16 protein-coding genes are annotated in these 18205 nt (G+C 64.4%); 8 read left to right on the top strand and 8 right to left on the bottom strand.

Translation table 11 applies throughout. From position 1 onward, the window contains the following. Positions 1–71: 71 nt before the first annotated feature. The 7 genes from glpE to NJ69_RS16595 form a co-directional block, all read right to left on the bottom strand. Entirely contained in the window at positions 72–401 is a 330-nt protein-coding gene (glpE, locus tag NJ69_RS16625; protein ID WP_029614042.1) for a thiosulfate sulfurtransferase GlpE, read from the bottom strand. 14 nt (positions 402–415) lie between these two features. Continuing rightward, positions 416–1282 (bottom strand): symmetrical bis(5'-nucleosyl)-tetraphosphatase, encoded by an 867-nt coding sequence (locus tag NJ69_RS16620; protein ID WP_029614043.1) that lies wholly within the window; start codon positions 1280–1282, stop codon positions 416–418. Further along, the gene (gene apaG, locus NJ69_RS16615; RefSeq protein WP_029614044.1) at positions 1282–1662 is read right to left on the bottom strand and encodes a Co2+/Mg2+ efflux protein ApaG; all 381 of its coding nucleotides are present in this window, start codon (positions 1660–1662) and stop codon (positions 1282–1284) included. Before apaG ends, NJ69_RS16620 begins: the two co-directional genes overlap by 1 nt. Positions 1663–1804: 142 nt before the next feature. Beyond that, positions 1805–2605 (bottom strand): 16S rRNA (adenine(1518)-N(6)/adenine(1519)-N(6))-dimethyltransferase RsmA, encoded by an 801-nt coding sequence (gene rsmA / locus NJ69_RS16610; RefSeq protein ID WP_029614045.1) that lies wholly within the window; start codon positions 2603–2605, stop codon positions 1805–1807. Further along, positions 2602–3591, bottom strand: coding sequence for a 4-hydroxythreonine-4-phosphate dehydrogenase PdxA (gene pdxA, locus NJ69_RS16605; RefSeq protein ID WP_039581149.1), 990 nt, complete (start codon positions 3589–3591; stop codon positions 2602–2604). Before pdxA ends, rsmA begins: the two co-directional genes overlap by 4 nt. After that, positions 3588–4907: a peptidylprolyl isomerase SurA gene (gene surA / locus NJ69_RS16600; protein ID WP_039581146.1), complete on the bottom strand. Its 1320-nt coding sequence runs from the start codon at positions 4905–4907 to the stop codon at positions 3588–3590. The genes pdxA and surA overlap by 4 nt, the downstream gene beginning before the upstream one ends. Next, positions 4888–7701 carry an LPS-assembly protein LptD gene (locus NJ69_RS16595; protein WP_029614048.1) on the bottom strand — a complete coding sequence of 938 codons (2814 nt, stop codon included), beginning with the start codon at positions 7699–7701 and terminating at the stop codon, positions 4888–4890. Before NJ69_RS16595 ends, surA begins: the two co-directional genes overlap by 20 nt. 132 nt (positions 7702–7833) lie before the next feature. Between NJ69_RS16595 and NJ69_RS16590 the strand changes: the two genes are divergently transcribed. The 3 genes from NJ69_RS16590 to NJ69_RS16580 are packed head-to-tail and all read left to right on the top strand — an operon-like array spanning position 7834 to position 10287. Beyond that, positions 7834–8853 (top strand): aminoglycoside phosphotransferase family protein, encoded by a 1020-nt coding sequence (locus tag NJ69_RS16590; RefSeq protein ID WP_039581143.1) that lies wholly within the window; start codon positions 7834–7836, stop codon positions 8851–8853. Further along, positions 8850–9521 carry an N-acetylmuramate alpha-1-phosphate uridylyltransferase MurU gene (gene murU, locus NJ69_RS16585; protein WP_039581140.1) on the top strand — a complete coding sequence of 224 codons (672 nt, stop codon included), beginning with the start codon at positions 8850–8852 and terminating at the stop codon, positions 9519–9521. The genes NJ69_RS16590 and murU overlap by 4 nt, the downstream gene beginning before the upstream one ends. A gap of 1 nt (position 9522) precedes the next feature. After that, a complete protein-coding gene (locus tag NJ69_RS16580) occupies positions 9523–10287 on the top strand; it encodes a TerB family tellurite resistance protein (protein WP_039581138.1) in 765 nt (254 codons plus the stop codon). 28 nt (positions 10288–10315) lie between these two features. On the opposite strand, the gene NJ69_RS16575 is transcribed toward NJ69_RS16580, so the two are convergent. Next, positions 10316–11323, bottom strand: a complete 1008-nt coding sequence (locus NJ69_RS16575; RefSeq protein WP_039581136.1) for an alpha/beta hydrolase family protein — start codon at positions 11321–11323, stop codon at positions 10316–10318. A gap of 92 nt (positions 11324–11415) precedes the next feature. Between NJ69_RS16575 and NJ69_RS16570 the strand changes: the two genes are divergently transcribed. The 5 genes from NJ69_RS16570 (at position 11416) to NJ69_RS16550 (ending at position 18205) form a co-directional block, all read left to right on the top strand. Beyond that, on the top strand, positions 11416–13800 hold the full coding sequence (locus NJ69_RS16570) for a PAS domain-containing sensor histidine kinase (protein ID WP_039581133.1): 2385 nt from the start codon (positions 11416–11418) through the stop codon (positions 13798–13800). 13 nt (positions 13801–13813) lie between these two features. Further along, positions 13814–14443, top strand: coding sequence for a response regulator (locus NJ69_RS16565; RefSeq protein WP_039581131.1), 630 nt, complete (start codon positions 13814–13816; stop codon positions 14441–14443). A gap of 260 nt (positions 14444–14703) precedes the next feature. Continuing rightward, complete coding sequence (locus NJ69_RS16560) at positions 14704–15816, top strand: ABC transporter ATP-binding protein (protein WP_039581128.1); 1113 nt, start codon at positions 14704–14706, stop codon at positions 15814–15816. 40 nt (positions 15817–15856) lie between these two features. Continuing rightward, complete coding sequence (locus NJ69_RS16555) at positions 15857–16891, top strand: ABC transporter substrate-binding protein (RefSeq protein WP_029615072.1); 1035 nt, start codon at positions 15857–15859, stop codon at positions 16889–16891. Between the two features lie 66 nt (positions 16892–16957). Then, a complete protein-coding gene (locus NJ69_RS16550; RefSeq protein ID WP_039581125.1) occupies positions 16958–18205 on the top strand; it encodes an ABC transporter permease in 1248 nt (415 codons plus the stop codon).

Raw genomic sequence — 18205 nt, 5'->3', positions numbered from 1 at the left:
GTTGCCTGCGACCGTTCGTCAGGTGGGGCGCAAGCCCGCAGAGCGCGCGGGCTGCAGAGCAGATGAAAAAATTATTCGGGTTGGCTTTGCTCGGTTTCACCTGGGAAGGTGGCGCGCCACAGCTCGAAGCCGCCGTCGACGCTGTAGACGTCAGAAAATCCTTGGCCCACCAGGTAGGCGGCCGCGCTCTGGCTGGAGTTGCCGTGATAGCAGACCACCAGCGTCGGCGCATCCAGGTCCGCTTGGCGGATGAAATCGGCCACCGAATGGTTGTCCAGGTGGCGGGCACCGGTGACATGGCCGGCGGCATAGGCGGCGGCGTCACGAATGTCGACCACCACGGCCCCTTGCTCGCGCAGGGCCAGGGCCTGCTCCGGGGGGATGCGCTTGAATTCGCTCATGGGTACGCTTTCCTTCAGGTTCGATCGTCGATTCTAGTCGGTTCGCAGGGGACGCGGACGTCCCCTTCGTCGGTGCAGGCGCAGCGGTGATACGCCCCGCTGTCGAGGTTGTACAGGGTCATGGCACCGCCCCAGACGCAGCCGGTGTCCAGCGCGATGATGTCGGGTGTGTCCACCCGCCCTTCGAGGGCTGCCCAGTGCCCGAAGATGATCTTCACATGCCGCGAACGACGGTTCTTGTGTGCATACCAGGCTTTGTAGCCCTTCGGTGCGCTGTCCAGGCCTTCCTTGCTCTTGAGGTCGAGCTTGCCGGAGGCCGTGCAGAAGCGCATGCGGGTGAAGTAGTTGGTGATCACCCGCAACCGTTCGATACCGGTCAGGTCCTTGCTCCACTTGTTCGGCTCGTTGCCGTACATCCCGTCCAGGTAGGGCTGGAGCCGGTTGTCGTCGCGCAGCACCTGCTCGACCTCTGCTGCCAACTCCAGCGCCTTGCCCAAGGTCCATTGGGGCGGGATGCCGGCGTGGGCCATGGCGATACCGCGTGCTTCGTCGTAATGCAGCAGCTTCTGCCGGCGCAGCCAGCCGAGCAGCGCATCGGCATCGGGTGCCTCGACGATTTCGCGCAGCGTGTCGCTCTTCTTCAAGCGCTCGGGGTTGTGCCAGGCGGCGAGCAGGTGCAGGTCGTGATTGCCCAGCACACAGACCAGCGAATCCCGTATCGAATAGAGGTAGCGCAGGGTCTCGAGCGATTCCGGGCCACGGTTGACCAGGTCACCCACCAACCACAGGCGGTCGCTCGCTGGATTGAAACGCACCTGTTCAAGCAGGCACTTGAGCGGTTTCAGGCAGCCTTGAAGATCGCCGACGGCATAAGTAGCCATCAGTGCAGGGCTCCGGGCACCGCCAGACGGAAGGGTGCGATGGGTGCGTCGAAGCGTGTGCCATCTTCGGCGAACATCTGGTAGCTGCCCTGCATGGTGCCGACACGGGTTTTGATGACCGCGCCGCTGCTATAAGTGTGGCTCTGCCCAGGCGCGATAACCGGCTGCTGGCCGACCACGCCGTCGCCGCGCACTTCTTCGACTTCGCCGTCACCGTTGGTGATCAACCAATGGCGTGCGGTCAGCTTGGCCTTGAGGGTGCCGTTGTTCGCCACCGTGATGGTATAGGCGAAGGCGAACCGGTTGTTTTCGGGGTCTGACTGGTCTTTGAGGAAGCGGGTGACGACGCTGACGTCGATCTGATAGCGGGGGTCGGACATGCAAGGGCCTTGGCGAACGGAGCATTAACGCGATTGTCGCAGTCTAGGCCATTGCGAGGGCAGAGGGCCAGCGGTGCGGGCTGGCCGTGCCTATCATGGGCGTGTTCTAGGCGCGATCAGGCACGCGCCACGAGCAAGGCGATCAGCCTTGCTGCGCCGCCAATTGATCGGCCAGGCGCACGAAGGCCGCCAGGTCGAGCTGTTCAGGGCGCAGGCTGCCGTCGACGCCTGCCGCCTCGATGGCTTGGCTGTCGAGCAGGCCCTTGAGGGTATTGCGCAGGGTTTTGCGGCGCTGGTTGAACGCTTCGCGGACTACGCGTTCGAGCAGTGCTGGATCCTTGGCCGGATGCGGCAGCACTTCGTGTGGGACCAAACGCACGATTGCCGAGTCCACCTTCGGCGGCGGGTTGAATGCGCCGGGGCCGACATTGAACAAGTGCTCAACGCGGCAGTGGTACTGGACCATGATCGACAGACGACCCCAATCACCGCCACCGGGACCGGCCGCCATGCGCTCGACCACTTCCTTCTGCAGCATGAAGTGCATGTCGCGGATCAGCCCGGCGTGCGCCAGCAGGTGGAAAATCAGTGGGGTGGAGATGTTGTAGGGCAGGTTGCCGACTACCTTGAGGCTGCGCGGTGGAACGCCCAGGGTATTGAAGTCGAACTTCAGCGCGTCGCCCTGGTGCAGGCGGAAGTTGTCACGGCCAGCGAACTTGTGTTGCAGGATCGGCACCAGGTCTTTGTCCAGCTCGACGACGTCGAGTTGCGCGCCGCTGCCCAGCAATCCTTCGGTGAGTGCGCCTTGGCCTGGACCGATTTCCAGCAGGTGCTCGCCCGCCTTGGCGTGAATGGCGCGCAGGATGCGGTCGATGATGCCGGCGTCGTGCAGGAAGTTCTGACCGAAGCGCTTGCGCGCCCGGTGTTGGTAATGCTCGTTCATGGTCGGTTCTCGGCCATCTGGTAGGCGGTGTGCAGGGCGACGCGCAAGCTGCCGGTGTCGACCTTGCCGCTGCCGGCCAGGTCCAGGGCGGTGCCGTGGTCCACCGAGGTGCGGATGATCGGCAGCCCCAGGGTGACATTGACGGCGGCGCCGAAGCCTTTGTACTTGAGTACGGGCAGGCCCTGGTCGTGGTACATCGCCAGCACTGCGTCGCAATGCTCCAGATATTTGGGGGTAAAGAGGGTGTCGGCCGGCAATGGACCGCGCAGGTCCATGCCCTCGGCGCGCAGGCGCTCGAGTGCGGGCTCGATGATGTCGATTTCTTCGCGGCCGAGGTGGCCGCCTTCGCCGGCATGCGGATTGAGGCCGCAGACCAGAATGCGGGGCGTGGCGATGCCGAACTTGTCCCGCAGATCGGCGTGCAGGATGCGTGTGACACGCTCCAGGCGCTCGGCCGTGATGGCATCGGCGACGTCCCGCAGCGGCAAGTGAGTGGTCACCAAGGCCACGCGCAGGCCGTGGGTAGCCAGCATCATCACGACCTGGGCGGTGTGGGTGAGTTCGGCAAGGAATTCGGTGTGTCCGGAGAATGCAATGCCGCTTTCATTGATCACGCCCTTGTGCACTGGGGCGGTGACCATGCCGGCGAAATCGCCGTCCAGGCAGCCTTGGCCCGCGCGGGTCAGGGTATGCAACACGAAGACGGCGTTGCGCGCATCGAGCTGACCCGGTTGCACGGGCGCCGCCAACGGCGTGTCCCAGACGTACAGGCTACCTGCCGGAGCGGGCTCGTCAGGCCAGGCGTGTGGCGAGACCTCGAGCAAACTGATCGCCAGCCCCAGTTGCGCGGCCCGCGTCAGGAGCAGGTCACGGCTGGTGATGGCGATCAGGGGGTGGGGTTGCTGCTCTGCGGCGAGCAGCAGGCACAGGTCGGGACCTATGCCTGCGGGCTCGCCAGGCGTGACGGCGAAGCGCAGGGGTTTCACTGCGCGGCCTGTTCGGCGCCAGGCAGCTTGATCTCAACGTAGGCTTCGTCGCGGATCTGACGCAACCAGCTTTGCAGCTCTTCGTCATACTTGCGGTTGCGCAGCACGCTCAACGCTTGCTGCTCACGCGCCTGCTCGGTGCTGTCGGTCGCGCGGCGGCCCAGCACTTCCAGCACGTGCCAGCCGTATTGGGTCTTGAACGGCTTGGTGACCACACCTTGCTGGGCATTGGCCATCTGCTCGCGGAATTCCGGCACCAGGCTGTTCGGATCGACCCAGTTGAGGTCGCCGCCGTTGAGCGCGGAGCCCGGATCTTCCGAGAAGCTCTTCGCCAGCTCGGCGAAGTCTTCGCCATTCTGGATGCGATCGTAGATGCGCTGAGCCAGTTGCTCGGTCGCGGCGTCGCTACGGATTTCGCTCGGCTTGATCAGGATATGGCGCACATGGACTTCGTCACGCAGCACGCTTTCGCTACCGCCACGCTTTTCCTCGAGCTTGAGGATGATGAAGCCATTGGGGATACGAATCGGCTGGGTGATGTCGCCAATCGACATGCTGCTGAGCATCTTGGCGAAGTCAGGTGGCAATTGACCGGCTTTACGCCAGCCCATTTCGCCGCCTTCCAGGGCATTCTCGCTGGCCGAACGGGCGATGGCCAACTGGCCGAAGTCCGCACCCTTGCGCAGTTGCTGGTAGACGTCACCGGCCTGGCGCGCAGCGGCCTGGATCGCGTCGGAGTTGGCGCTTTCCGGGGTTGGGATGAGGATGTTGGCCAGGCGGTACTCTTCCGACATCTGCATCTTGCCCAGGTCGGAGTTGAGGAAGTTCTTCACTTCCTGCTCGGAGACTTGGATGCGCTCGGCCACGCGACGCTGGCGAACGCGGCTGATGATCATCTCGCGCTTGACCTGCTCGCGGGCGTCATCGAACGACAGACCGTCGTGGGCGAGGGCTGCACGGAATTGATCCAGTGACATGCCATTGCGCTGGGCGATGGTGCCGATGGCCTGGTTGAGTTCCTCGTCGGTGATGCGAATGCCGGAGCGTTCGCCGATTTGCAGTTGCAGGTTCTCGACGATCAAGCGCTCGAGCACCTGCTGCTGCAGGGCGCTGGCCGGTGGCACACCACCGCCGCGTTTGGCGATGGTCTGCTGCACTTCGTGGACGCGTTGGTCCAGTTGGCTCTGCATGACCACGTCGTTGTCGACGATGGCCACCACACGGTCCAGGGGCTGTGGCGCGGCATACACCGCACCGCTCAGCATTACGGCGCCCAGCATCAGCGGGCGCAGACGATCAATAAGCTTGCTCTTCACGGGTACGGTAACCTTGAATGCCTTTGTCCAGGAACGATTCGACCTTGTTGCCGACGACGCCGCCGAGGCCTTTGAGGACGATCTGCAGGAATACGCCATGGTCGCCTTTTTCGTTGGTCGGCAGTGCCTGGCTGAAATCATCGATATCGAGCCAGTAGCGGTTGATCAGGCGGACTTTCCAGCAGCAACTGTCGTACTCGAAACCGCCCATGGCTTCCAGGGTACGGTTGCGGTTGTAGTCGTGCTGCCAGCGTGCAATGACGCTCCACTGCGGGACCAGCGGCCAGATGACCGAGAAGTCGTGCTGCTGGATCTTGTAGTAGTCCTTGATGTAGTTCGGCTGGCCTGGAGTGCCGTAGTCACCGCCGCCCACTTTCCATGTGCCGGTGAGCGAGTCGTAGGCAATGGTGTCGTTGCGATAGCGATAGCCGAGGTTGACCACCTTGTTCGGGTTGTCTTCGGGCTGGTAGTGGAACATCGCGCTGCCCGAGCGGGTGCTGCGGCTGTCCGGATCCCAGTTGAAGTCCGAGTTGAAGCGCCAGTCGCGGTTGAATGCGTACTGATAGACCAAGGCGTACGGTGACACGTTGGCCTTGGCGTCATCGCGCTCGCGATAGTTGATGCCTGGCAACTGAACCTTGCGGTCTTCGAAGTAGTAGGCCTGGCCGATGCTGAAGCGTTGACGCTCGAAGCCGTTGTCTTCGATCCAGCGGGTGGTCACGCCCAGCGACAGCTTGTTCTCGTCGCCGATGCGGTCTACGCCACTGAAGCGGTTGTCGCGGAACAGCGAATCGTAGCTGAACAGCGTTTCACTGGTGTCGAACAGCGGGATGTCCTTCTGGTCCTTGTTCGGGACGTAGAGGTAGAACAGTCGCGGCTCGAGGGTCTGGCGGAAGTTGGTGCCGAACATCGAGGTGTTGCGGTCGAAGTACAGGCCGCTGTCCACACTGAAGATCGGGATGTCACGGTTGATCGAACTGCTGTAGTTGCCATAGGCAGGGTTTGCCGACTGAGCAAGTGCTTCGGCTTTGCCTTTGCCATCAAGGTCAAGATCGTAGCTGGTATAGGCGTACTTGAGTTTGGGCGTGATGTAGCCGTAGCTGGCTTCCATCGGCAAACTCATGGCTGGCGCGAGATTCAAGCGAGTGCCGTTGGCACGGGCGATACCTGTGACGTTTTCGTCCAGGCGACGGCCTGGGAAGCCGGTGCTGATATCGGCAAAGCCATCTTTATCTCGCACGAAATCGTTCTTCAGATCACGATCGAACCGGACAGCCTCGGTGTCGTAAGTGAAGTCCAGACCTGCCGGATGATACGGCAGCATGCCGTTCACGGTGATCTGTGGCAGACGGTCATACGGCGTGATCTGCGAGATGGTCGCCATCTCGTAGGCCTGCACGTTCAATCGTGCGGTGAAGGTATCGCCGCGATAGTTGACAGCGCCTTGCTGGTTGACGAAATCACGTCGCTCGATGCCGATCTGATCTGATTCCAGATCCTGGAAGTAGAACGGATCGCTGATGTTGGTGTAGTCCACCTCGGTCATGATGCGGTCGTCGAGACCGCCTTTGTGCTGCCAGTTGACCATCCAGCGTTCTTTTTTGTAATCCGTCTGCAGCTTGCGGTCGTCGTCCTCGTCGTTGAGGTAGGCGCCGCCGAACTGACCTTCGCTGGACTTGGTGAGGTAGCGGAATTCGCCTTCCATCATCATGCCGCGTTTGGCCATGTAGCGCGGATACAAGGTGGCGTCGTAGTTAGGCGCCAGGTTGAAGTAGTACGGCGTGACCAGCATGAAGCCGGTATCGCTGCTGGTGCTGAACGACGGCGGCAGGAAGCCGGACTGGCGACGGTCGTCGATCGGGAAATAGATGTACGGCGTGTAGAAGACCGGAATGTCTTTGATCCGCAGCGTCGCGTTGGTCGCGGTACCAAAGCCGGTGGCCGGGTTGAGCGTGATGTTGTTGCCCTTGAGTTGCCATGCGTTGCTGCCCGGCTCACAGGTGGTATAGGTACCGTCCTTGAGGCGGATGATGGCGTTCTCGGCACGTTTGGCGTAGAGCGCATTGCCGCGGATGTGCGACTTGTGCATCACGTATTCGGCGTTGTCGATCTTGGCCGCGCCGGTGTCGAGCTGGACCTCGGCCTGATCGCCGACGACCAGGGTGCCGTTGTCGCGAATGCGCACGTTGCCCTTGAGCTCGCCTCGGTTCTCGGCCTGGTACAGATTGGCCTCGTCGGCCTGGGCCTGCATGCTGCCCTGGCGCATGACCACGTCACCGGCGAGGGTAGCGATCTGCTGCTCCTGCTGGTACTTGGAGACCTTGGCATTGATGTAGGTGGGCGATTCGTCCTTGGGCGTGGAGTCGTTCATGCCAGGACGGGTCGGCTCGACATAGGCGCCGCCGCAATAGGGGCCAGTCTCGGCCAACTGGGCGGCCGTGAGCTTGTCACGCGGCACCCAGTCCAGGTGACTGTAGTCTTCGCTGCGCGACTTCAGGCCACGGCCTTTGCTCTCGGTGACCAGCACCGGCTTGGCTTCGGCACTGCTGCCAGCCGCCTCGGCGGTCTGGGCCTCGGTGCCGCCACTGAGCGCGGCACCGTCGTGCACAGGGCGCGGCGGCAGCGTGTTGGCTGCAGTCTTGGGCTTGCAGTCCCAACCACCGGCGGCGGACACTTGGCAGTCGAACTGCTCGGCAGCCACCACGTACGAGGTGGCCAGAGGTTGCAGGGCCAGCAGACCGCCAGTGACCAGCAACGGAAACTTTCTACGAAACGCGGGGGATTTCAATGCCATCTTATTAGTCCGGGCTTCCTGCGTGCCATCTGCCCGCGTGTGGGGGCCGCACGCCTCTCGATGGTCTGAAAAAGATGCTGGATAATAAAGCATGACCCGCTTGACGGCTAGGGGCCGTCGGAGACCCTTGTAATGCCCGATCATGATGTACGCCTGCAACAGCTGACTGTGTGGCTCGAACGACAGTTACAGAATCTTTTTCGCGACAACGCCTGGGGCGAGGTGCCGACCGGCAGCCTGACCGCCGCCAGCAGCGACGCGAGCTTCCGCCGCTACTTCCGCTGGGAAGGCGGCGGCCGCAGTCTGGTGATCATGGATGCGCCGCCGCCCCAGGAAAACTGTGCACCGTTCGTCGCCATCGATCACTTGCTGGCCAGCGCCCAGGTCAACGTGCCGGTCATCCATGCCCAGGACCTGGAACGGGGTTTCCTGCTGCTGAGCGACCTGGGGCGTCAGACTTATCTGGAAGTGATCGACGGCGACAACGCCGACGCGCTGTTCGACGCGGCCATCGAGGCGCTGCTGGCCTTGCAGCGCCTGCCGATGCAGGCACCGCTGCCCAGCTATGACACGGCGCTGCTGCGCCGCGAGCTGGCGTTGTTCCCCGAGTGGTACGTCGGCCACGCGCTGAACACCGCCTTCGATGACGCTCAGCAGGCTCGCTGGCAACGCATCAGCCAACTGCTGATCGACAGTGCCCTGGCGCAGCCCAAGGTGCTGGTGCACCGCGACTACATGCCGCGCAACCTGATGCTCAGCACCCCCAATCCCGGCGTGCTGGACTTCCAGGATGCGGTCTACGGCCCGGTGACCTACGACATCACCTGCCTGTTCAAGGACGCTTTCCTCAGTTGGCCCCAGGCCCGCGTCGACGCCTGGCTGCGCCGCTACTGGGACCAGGCGCGTGCGGCCGGCATCCCGGTACAGGCAGACTTCGCCGACTTCCAGCGCGCCAGCGATCTGATGGGCGTTCAGCGTCACCTGAAAGTGATCGGCATCTTCGCCCGCATTTGTCACCGCGATGGCAAGCCGCGCTACCTCGCCGACGTGCCACGGTTCTTCGCCTACCTGCACGAGGTGATCGCTCGCCGTCCGGAGCTGGCGGAGTTGGGTGAGCTGCTGGCCGAACTCGACAGCGGAGCGCGCCCATGAAGGCGATGATCCTGGCGGCCGGCAAAGGCGAGCGCATGCGCCCGCTGACCCTGCATACCCCCAAACCCCTGGTGCCGGCAGCCGGCAAACCGCTGATCGAGTATCACCTCCAGTCCCTGGCCAGCGCGGGCATCACCGAGGTGGTGATCAATCACGCCTGGCTGGGCCAGCAGATCGAAGATCACTTGGGTGATGGCAGCCGCTTCGGCCTGCACATCCAGTACTCCCCCGAAGGCGAGCCGCTGGAGACCGGTGGCGGTATCTTCAAGGCGTTGCCGCTGCTGGGCGAGGCGCCGTTCCTGCTGGTCAACGGCGATATCTGGACCGACTACGACTTCGCCCGTCTGCGCCAACCGCTGCAGGGCCTGGCGCACCTGGTGCTGGTGGATAACCCCGGGCATCACGGCCGTGGCGATTTCCGCCTCGACGGCGTGCATGTGCTCGACGGTGACGACAGCCCAGGCACCCTGACCTTCAGCGGGCTGTCGCTGCTGCACCCGCACCTGTTCGACGGCTGCCAGCCCGGCGCCTTCAAGCTGGCACCGCTGCTGCGTCGGGCGATGGCGGACGGGCAGGTGACCGGTGAGCACTATCGGGGGCAGTGGGTGGATGTCGGTACGCTCGAGCGCCTGGCCGAGGTCGAGCGCCTGATCGGCGAGCGTGCCTGAGATGTGGTGGCCGAGCACAGTGATCGGTGCCGGGGCCGGTTTTGCCGTGGCCAGTATTCCGGGCGCGCTGTTGGGCGCCTTGCTGGGCCAGGCCATGGATCGGCGTCTGCGTATACAGGGGTGGGAGGATGCGCGCGAGCGTCTGGGTGGACGTCCGGCGCTGCGCGACGAGGAGTTGCTGTTCCTGCTGCTGGGACGGTTGGCCAAGAGTGATGGGCGCGTCGCCGAGGGGCATATTCACCAGGCGCGTCAGGAGATGACCCGTCTGGACCTTGGCGAACCCGCCCGCCTGCGGGCCATTTCGGCCTTCAATCGTGGCAAGGCGGGCAAGGGTCGTCTGGACCGTTACCTGCGCCGCATCGGTCATCAGCCGCACGGTGCGGAAGGCGCATTGCGCGCCTGTTGGCGCATGGTCTGGGCCGATGGCAAGGCAGGGCATCATGAGCGCGAACTGCTGCTCAACTGGGGCCGGCAGTTGGGCATGACCCGCACCCAGGTGCAGGCGCTGTCGCAGGAGTACGAGCCGAGCCGTGCGGCGGTGGCGAGCGGGGCGATGACCTATGCCGCCGCCCTGCGCGTACTGGGGGTCGAGCCCGACACCGACGCGGACCAGGTCAAGCAGGCCTATCGACGTTTGGTCAGTCGTCATCACCCGGACAAGCTGGTGGGCAGCGGCGCGAGCGAGGCGCGGGTGCGCGAAGCCACCGAGCGGACCCGCGAACTGCACCAGGCCTATGCGCTGATTCGCACGCGGCGGGGGATCTGAGCGATCGGTCCGCCGCGGCCGTGGCGTCTCAAGGTGACTCTTGCGGATCTTGCGGCATCATCCAGCCCCGCACCCGACGGAACAATTGCTCCTGCTCTGCCGAGCGGTCGCCCGGCATGGCGATCAGCGAGAGTTGCCGGTACTGGCTGTCCTTCTCGCGCTTGCTGGCCTGCAAGCGCAATTGGGCGGCATTCTGGTCGCGGGTACGGGTGACGAAATAGATATCGGCAGTCGGCACCTTGAGCGTTGGCACCAGGCTTTCCAGGTCGTGCTCGACCCGCGCCGGTGTCTGCGCGGAAATCAGCGCCAGCTTCTGCACCTGCGGTGGCTGCTTTTCGCTGACATAGCGCGCCGCCCAGTACGCGCCGCTGCCATGACCGATCAGCACGATGCTGTGGGCGTTCTGCTGCTGGGCGAACGCCACGGCAGCGTCCAGGCGGGCGAAGATGCGCGCGGCATCGGCCTGGTCGCTGTGTTCACTGGCCTGCGCCGCGTCGGTGCCCTGGGCGGTATCCGGATCGGGCGCGGTCGCCTGGGCCACATTGGCGTTGGCGTCGTCCGGGGTGTCCTTGGCGGGGGCGCTGGTGCCTTCGCTCTTGTCCTTGGCCGCGGGTGCGGGGGTATCAGCCGCGCGCGGCTGCGGGCTGTCGGCCAGCAGGTCGGGCAGGCTGACGCTCAGGCTGTGCCAGCCGACATCGGGAAAGCGATTGCGCAGCGGGGCGACGGTGACAGGCCAGTCGGCGCTTTCGCCGGCACCCGGCACGATGATCACTGCGCCTTTGGGGTTGCTGTCATTGGCGGGTTTCCACAGGGCCAGGAAGCTCTCGCCATCGGCCTGCAAGGTCTGCTGCTGCGCCTTGGGCACCAAGCGCTCCAGCGCCAGGGCATCTTCCTGGCTGCGCTCGAGCAGCGGCGCACGCACCGCCGCGGCCTCGGCGGGGGCGGCCGGAGTCTCGGCCTCAGCGGCGTGGGCGGTCAGGGGAAGGGCTGCAGCCAGGCAGAACAGGGCCAGCGACGTGCGATAAAGTGTGAACATGGATCAACCCAAGGCCAGAATATACCGGCAGCCTAATAGTAAATGCCCGCGACGGCCACGCAGTTGGCCATCATTGCCAGGACGAGCCCCCGATGAAGCGATTGCGTTGCCTGTTGGTTATCGGCTGGTTGTGCCTGCCCTTGATCGCGCTGGCCAAGGAGGCGACGCCGCTGGCGCAACTGGAACCGGCACAGCAGCAGTGGCTCGATGGCCATCGCCACCTGCGCGTAGGCCTGGTGTTGCAGGCGCCCTACGCGCAGTTCGACCGTCGATTGCAGCAACTGTACGGGGCCAACGTCGAGTTGGTCAGCGAGCTGGCACGTGCCCTGGACCTGGACCTCACCTGGCGCAACTACCCGGACCAGGCCGGCCTGGAGCATGCGCTGCAAATCGGCGAGATCGACTTCGCGCCTGGCCTCACCCAGACCCCGGCGAGCCTGCGCCTGTGGTTGTTCAGCGATCCCTACATGCGGGTGCCGCAGCTTGTGGTGGGCCTGCGCGGCAGCACGCGGGCGGTGGATCTGGAGAAGCTCGGGGCCGCTGACGGCGTTGCGGTGCGCTTGCCCGGTGTGCTGGCCGATTACCTGCGCAGCACTTACCCGCGGCTCGACCTGCAAGGTGTGGCCAACGACCGCGAGGCGCTGCAACGGGTGCTCAGCGGCCAGGCGCGTTTTGCCGTACTGGACGAAGCGCAACTGAGCCGGTTGTCGCGCGAAAGCGAGTTCAGCGACCTGGCCGTGGTGGCCGATATCGGCCTGCCGCAGTTGCTGCGCATCGGCTCGCGGCGTGACTGGCCACTGCTGGCCGAGGTGTTGCAACGCGGCCTGCAGGCGCTGCCGGCCAAGACCCTGGAGCAACTGCATCAGCGCTGGCTGCAGCCGCAGTATCCACGTGGGGGTGAGTCGGCAGGTTTCTGGCAGAATCTGGCGCTGCTGTTGGGCTTGCTGTTGCTGGGGGCCTTGGCGACGTTGGCCCTGCAACGGCGTCAGCAACGACGTCTGGAGCGCGGACTGCTGGCCGCGCGCGAGGCGCTGGTGGAGCGCCAAGGCCGTGAGGAGGCGCTGCGCCTGAGCCAGTTCTCCATCGATCAGAGCACCGTGGGCATTCTCTGGGTGCATTGGGACAGCCACGTGCGCTACGCCAACCCTGCGGCCGAACACATGCTTGGGCAGGGTGAAGGGCAGTTGCTGGAGCGGCCATTGGGCGACATCGAACCAAGCCTCGACATGGACCGCTGGCGCGTGCTGTGGAACCGCGTGCGCACCGGCGACAGCGGCGCCCAGGCGTTCGAGAGCCTGTGCCGGTGCGCCGATGGCCGTCTGCTACCGGTCGAGTTGTCCTTGAGCTTTCTGCGCTTTCGCGACGCCGAGTACCTGGTGGTGTACCTCACCGACATCACCGATCGCCGTCGCGCCCTGGCCGAGCTGCGCGAGCGCGAGGCGCGGCTCAAGGGCATCGCCGGCAACGTACCGGGACTGGTGTTTCGTCTGGAGCGCGATCCCGCCGAGGGTGAGCCGGAGTTTCCCTATATCAGCGAAGGCAGCCAGGCGCTGGTCGGCTACGCGCCGGTCGAAATCCAGCAGCCGGACATGGGGCTGCGCTCGCTGGTGCATGCCGATGACCGCGCCGACTATCACCGGGTGCAAAACCTGGCATTGGCCAGCGACCGTGACTGGTCCTGGCAGGGTCGCATGGTCACCCGCCAGGGCGCCGAGCGCTGGGCCGACATCAAGGCCCGCGCCCGGCGCCAGGCCGACGGGCGGGTGGTGTGGGACGGTATCGTCTGGGACATCACCCAGAGCAAGCGCGCCGAGCTGGCGCTGGCCAGTTCCCAGGAGCAATTGCGTGAATTGGCGGCGCACCTGGAGAGCGTGCGCGAGGAAGAGAAAGCGCGCATCGCCCGTGAGGTCCACGACGAGCTGGGGCAGATGCTCACCGTGCTCAAGCTCGAAGTGTCGATGTGCGAGTTGGCCTTCGCCGATCTCGACCCGGCCCTGCACGAGCGTCTGGCCAGCATGAAGCGCTCGATTGCCCAGCTGTTCCAACTGGTGCGCGATGTGGCCACGGCGTTGCGCCCGCCCATTCTCGATGCCGGCATCGCCTCGGCCGTCGAGTGGCAGGCCCGACGCTTCGAGGCACGTACGCAGATTCCCTGTCTGGTGCAGGTACCGGATAATCTGCCACCCTTGAGCGATGCCAAGGCCACCGGCCTGTTCCGTATCCTTCAGGAAGCCCTGACCAACGTCATGCGCCATGCCCAGGCGCACACCGTGCAGATCGAGCTCAGGCGCGACGGCGACCTGCTGCGCATGACGGTGATCGACGATGGCGTCGGTTTCGAGCCCGAACAGTCGCGTCCTACCTCGTTCGGTCTGGTCGGTCTGCGCGAGCGGGTGTTGATACTCGGCGGCAGCGTGACCGTGGACAGTGAGCCGGGCGAGGGCACCAGCCTAAGCGTGGCCGTCCCCCTTTCATGACAGGAGAAGCAGCGTGATCCGAGTGCTGGTAGCCGAAGACCACACCATCGTGCGCGAAGGCATCAAGCAGTTGATCGGCCTGGCCAAGGACCTGCAGGTAGTGGGCGAGGCGGGCAATGGCGAGCAGTTGCTCGATGCCTTGCGCCACACGCCCTGCGACGTGGTGCTGGTGGACATCTCGATGCCGGGTATCAGCGGTCTGGAAGCGATCCCGCGTATCCGTGCACTGGCCAACGCACCGGCGATCCTGGTGCTGTCGATGCATGACGAAGCGCAGATGGCCGCACGCGCGCTCAAGGCCGGGGCGGCGGGTTATGCCACCAAGGACAGCGACCCGGCGCTGCTGCTCACCGCCATTCGCCGGGTGGCCGGTGGCGGTCGTTATATCGACCCGGCGCTGGCCGACCGCATGGTCTTCGAAGTGGGGCTGACCGAAACCCGGCCGTTGCACACGCTGTTGTCCGAGCGGGAGTTTTCCGTGTTCGAGCGCTTGGCCCAGGGCGCCAACGTCAACGACATCGCCCAGCAACTGGCGCTGTCGAGCAAGACCATCAGCACGCACAAGGCGCGGCTGATGCAGAAGCTCCAAGTCCACTCGCTGGCTGAGCTGGTGAAGTACGCCATGGCGCACAAGCTGATCTGATTGCGACAGCCATCGGCCTGACAACGGTTTCTCGTCCTGCAAGGGGGCCATCGCGGCACAAGGCTCGCCCTGCAAACGTGCGAGTAGCGGCCGATGTCCCAAGTGAATGAGCATTCCATTTGCGTCATTCATGTAGGGCGATCCCTACAACCAATCTTCCATCTGGATGATGGCATTCTCTCAGCACCGCCGATTTCGGCGAGGTAACCGTTCTTCTAGTCTTTCGCCCACGCAGTCATTCCAACAAGAAGGTGCAGGGCATGAGCGAGGCGAAATCGAACGAGACGCTGGTCAGCTTTCGGGGCGTGCAGAAGAGCTACGACGGCGAATCGCTGATCGTCAAAGACCTCAACCTGGACATCCGCAAAGGCGAGTTTCTGACCCTGCTCGGCCCCTCGGGCTCCGGCAAGACCACCAGCCTGATGATGCTGGCCGGCTTCGAGACCCCTACCGCCGGCGAGATCCAACTGGCAGGCCGCTCGATCAACAATGTGCCGCCGCACAAGCGCGACATCGGCATGGTGTTCCAGAACTACGCCCTGTTCCCGCACATGACCGTGGCCGAGAACCTGGCCTTCCCCCTGACCGTACGCAACCTGAGCAAGACCGACATCAGCGAACGGGTCAAGCGCGTGCTCAACATGGTCCAGCTCGACAGCTTCGCCAAGCGCTACCCCGGCCAACTCTCCGGGGGCCAGCAGCAGCGCGTAGCGCTGGCCCGCGCCCTGGTGTTCGAGCCGCAACTGGTGCTGATGGACGAGCCGCTCGGTGCACTCGACAAGCAGTTGCGCGAGCACATGCAGATGGAGATCAAGCATATTCACCAGCGCCTGGGCGTGACCGTGGTGTACGTGACCCACGACCAGGGCGAAGCGCTGACCATGTCCGATCGCGTGGCCGTGTTCCACCAGGGGCAGATCCAGCAGATCGCCGATCCGCGCACGCTCTACGAAGCCCCGGCCAACACCTTCGTGGCCAACTTCATCGGCGAGAACAACCGCCTCAACGGCACCCTGCTGTCGCGTCAGGGTGAGCGCTGCCAAGTGCAACTGGCGCGTGGCGAGCAGGTCGAGGCGCTGGCGGTGAACGTCGGTGCGCCCGGCGAGCCGGTGACCTTGTCGGTACGCCCCGAGCGGGTGCGCCTCAACGGGCACAGCGAACATTGCGCCAATCGGTTTTCCGGCCGGGTGGCCGAGTTCATCTACCTGGGCGATCACGTACGGGTTCGTCTGGAGGTGTGCGGCAAGAGCGATTTCTTCGTCAAGCAGCCGATTGCCGAGCTCGACCCGGCGCTGGCCGTGGGCGACGTAGTGCCGCTGGGCTGGGCGGTGGAGCACGCACGCGCGCTCGACCCGGTCGTCGAAGCCCACTGATGGTTCGTTTCACCAACCCTGTACTGTGGAGAGAATAATAATGCGCAAGCAGCTGAAACTGACCGCCCTGGCCCTGGGGCTGTTCACCGCCGGCCAGGTGCTGGCCGCGGACCTCACCGTGGTGTCCTTCGGTGGTGCCAACAAGGCCGCCCAGGTCAAGGCGTTCTATGAGCCGTGGGAACAGGCAGGCAAGGGCAAGATCGTCGCTGGGGAATACAACGGTGAAATGGCCAAGGTGAAGGCCATGGTCGACACCAAGAGCGTGTCCTGGGATCTGGTGGAGGTCGAGTCCCCAGAGTTGGCCCGTGGCTGTGACGAGGACATGTTCGAGCCGCTCGATCCCGCGTTGTTCGGCAACGAGTCCGACTACGTCAAAGGCGCCATCCAGCCGTGCGGCGTGGGCTTCTTCGTGTGGTCCACGGTGCTGGCCTACAACGCCGACAAGCTCAAGTCCGCCCCCACCAGCTGGGCCGATTTCTGGGACACGAAGAAATTCCCCGGCAAACGCGGCTTGCGCAAGGGCGCCAAGTACACGCTGGAATTCGCCCTGATGGCCGACGGCGTGGCGCCCAAGGATGTCTACTCGGTGCTGTCCACCAAGGCCGGTGTAGACCGCGCCTTCAAGAAACTCGACGAGCTCAAGCCGAGCATCCAGTGGTGGGAAGCCGGCGCCCAGCCGCCGCAGTACCTGGCCTCCGGCGACGTGGTCATGAGCTCGGCCTACAACGGGCGTATCGCGGCAGTGCAGAAGGAGAGCAACCTGAAGGTGGTGTGGAACGGCGGCATCTACGACTTCGATGCCTGGGCCATTCCGCGTGGCGCGAAGAACGTCGAGGAGGCCAAGAAGTTCATCGCCTACAGCGTCCAGCCTGAGCAGCAGAAGATCTACTCCGAGAACATCGCCTACGGCCCGGCCAACGCCAAGGCCGTCGCCCTGCTCAGCGACGAGGTCAAGCAGAACATGCCGACCACGCCGGAGAACATCGCCAACCAGGTGCAGATCGACGTGGCCTTCTGGGCTGACAACAGCGAGCAACTGGAGCAACGCTTCAACGCCTGGGCGGCGAAGAAGTAACGCGTGTCGCTGGAGCGCCGGGCCGTGGGCCGGCGCTCCCCCGTTTTCCTGTTTGCGGAGTTCGTCATGGCCACTGCAGTGCCCCTCAATGAAGGCGCAGGTCCAAGTCTCAAGCAGCGCCTCAAGCGTGCCGAGCGGGTCAACCGCTGGAAGGCGCAGGCGCTGATCGCACCGCTGGTGGCGTTTCTGCTGCTGGTATTTCTGGTGCCGATCGCCGCGTTGCTGTTCAAGAGCGTCGGTAACCCCGAAGTGGTGGCCGGCCTGCCGCGCACCGTCGAGGCGGTGGCGCAGTGGGATGGCAAGAGCCTGCCCGGCGAAGCGGTGTACCGCGCCCTGAGCGACGACCTGGCGCAGTCGCGCAAGAACCAGACCTTGGGCGAGCTCTCCAAGCGCCTGAACATGGAACTGGCCGGCTACCGCAGCCTGCTGTCGAAGACGGCCCGCGCCTTGCCGTTCAAGACCGAGCCGGCTTCCTATAAAGAGGCGCTGCAGAGCCTCGACGAGCGCTGGGGTGACCCGGCCTACTGGCAAGCGATCCGCCGCAATACCAGCTCGGTGACGCCGTTCTACCTGCTGGCCGCGCTGGACCACCGTATCGACGACCTGGGCGAGTTGGCCAAGACCACGCCCGACCAGGCCATCTACCTGGACATCTTCGCCCGCACCCTGTGGATGGGCGTGGTGATCACCGCGATCTGCCTGCTGCTGGCCTATCCGTTGGCCTACCTGCTGGCCAACTTGCCGACCCGTCAAAGCAACCTGCTGATGATCCTGGTGCTGCTGCCGTTCTGGACATCGATTCTGGTGCGGGTGGCCGCGTGGATCGTGTTGCTGCAATCGGGCGGCCTGATCAACAGCGCACTCATGGCCATGGGCGTCATCGATCAACCGCTGGAGTTGGTGTTCAACCGCACCGGCGTGTACATCTCCATGGTCCACATTTTGCTGCCCTTCATGATCTTGCCGTTGTACAGCGTGATGAAGGGCATTTCGCCAAGCTACATGCGTGCGGCGATCTCCCTGGGCTGTCATCCGTTCGCCAGCTTCTGGCGCGTGTACTTCCCGCAGACCTACGCCGGTGTCGGCGCCGGTTGCCTGCTGGTGTTCATTCTCGCCATCGGCTACTACATCACGCCGGCGCTGCTGGGTAGCCCGAACGACCAGATGGTCAGCTACTTCGTCGCGTTCTATACCAACACCAGCATCAACTGGGGCATGGCCACCGCCTTGGGCGGGTTGTTGCTGCTGGCCACGGTGCTGCTGTACCTGATCTATAGCTGGCTGGTCGGCGCCAGCCGCCTGCGCCTGAGCTGA

The organism is Pseudomonas parafulva (assembly GCF_000800255.1).
GTDB lineage: Bacteria > Pseudomonadota > Gammaproteobacteria > Pseudomonadales > Pseudomonadaceae > Aquipseudomonas > Aquipseudomonas boreofloridensis.
This window is presented reverse-complemented; position numbering and strand designations above follow the sequence as displayed.

Coding starts and splice junctions, on each gene's coding strand:
- glpE (WP_029614042.1), bottom strand. CDS start 401: ATGAGCGAATTCAAGCGCATCCCCCCGGAGCAGGCCCTGGCCCTGCGC.
- NJ69_RS16620 (WP_029614043.1), bottom strand. CDS start 1,282: ATGGCTACTTATGCCGTCGGCGATCTTCAAGGCTGCCTGAAACCGCTC.
- apaG (WP_029614044.1), bottom strand. CDS start 1,662: ATGTCCGACCCCCGCTATCAGATCGACGTCAGCGTCGTCACCCGCTTC.
- rsmA (WP_029614045.1), bottom strand. CDS start 2,605: ATGAACGAGCATTACCAACACCGGGCGCGCAAGCGCTTCGGTCAGAAC.
- NJ69_RS16595 (WP_029614048.1), bottom strand. CDS start 7,701: ATGGCATTGAAATCCCCCGCGTTTCGTAGAAAGTTTCCGTTGCTGGTC.
- NJ69_RS16590 (WP_039581143.1), top strand. CDS start 7,834: ATGCCCGATCATGATGTACGCCTGCAACAGCTGACTGTGTGGCTCGAA.
- murU (WP_039581140.1), top strand. CDS start 8,850: ATGAAGGCGATGATCCTGGCGGCCGGCAAAGGCGAGCGCATGCGCCCG.
- NJ69_RS16580 (WP_039581138.1), top strand. CDS start 9,523: ATGTGGTGGCCGAGCACAGTGATCGGTGCCGGGGCCGGTTTTGCCGTG.
- NJ69_RS16575 (WP_039581136.1), bottom strand. CDS start 11,323: ATGTTCACACTTTATCGCACGTCGCTGGCCCTGTTCTGCCTGGCTGCA.
- NJ69_RS16570 (WP_039581133.1), top strand. CDS start 11,416: ATGAAGCGATTGCGTTGCCTGTTGGTTATCGGCTGGTTGTGCCTGCCC.
- NJ69_RS16560 (WP_039581128.1), top strand. CDS start 14,704: ATGAGCGAGGCGAAATCGAACGAGACGCTGGTCAGCTTTCGGGGCGTG.
- NJ69_RS16555 (WP_029615072.1), top strand. CDS start 15,857: ATGCGCAAGCAGCTGAAACTGACCGCCCTGGCCCTGGGGCTGTTCACC.
- NJ69_RS16550 (WP_039581125.1), top strand. CDS start 16,958: ATGGCCACTGCAGTGCCCCTCAATGAAGGCGCAGGTCCAAGTCTCAAG.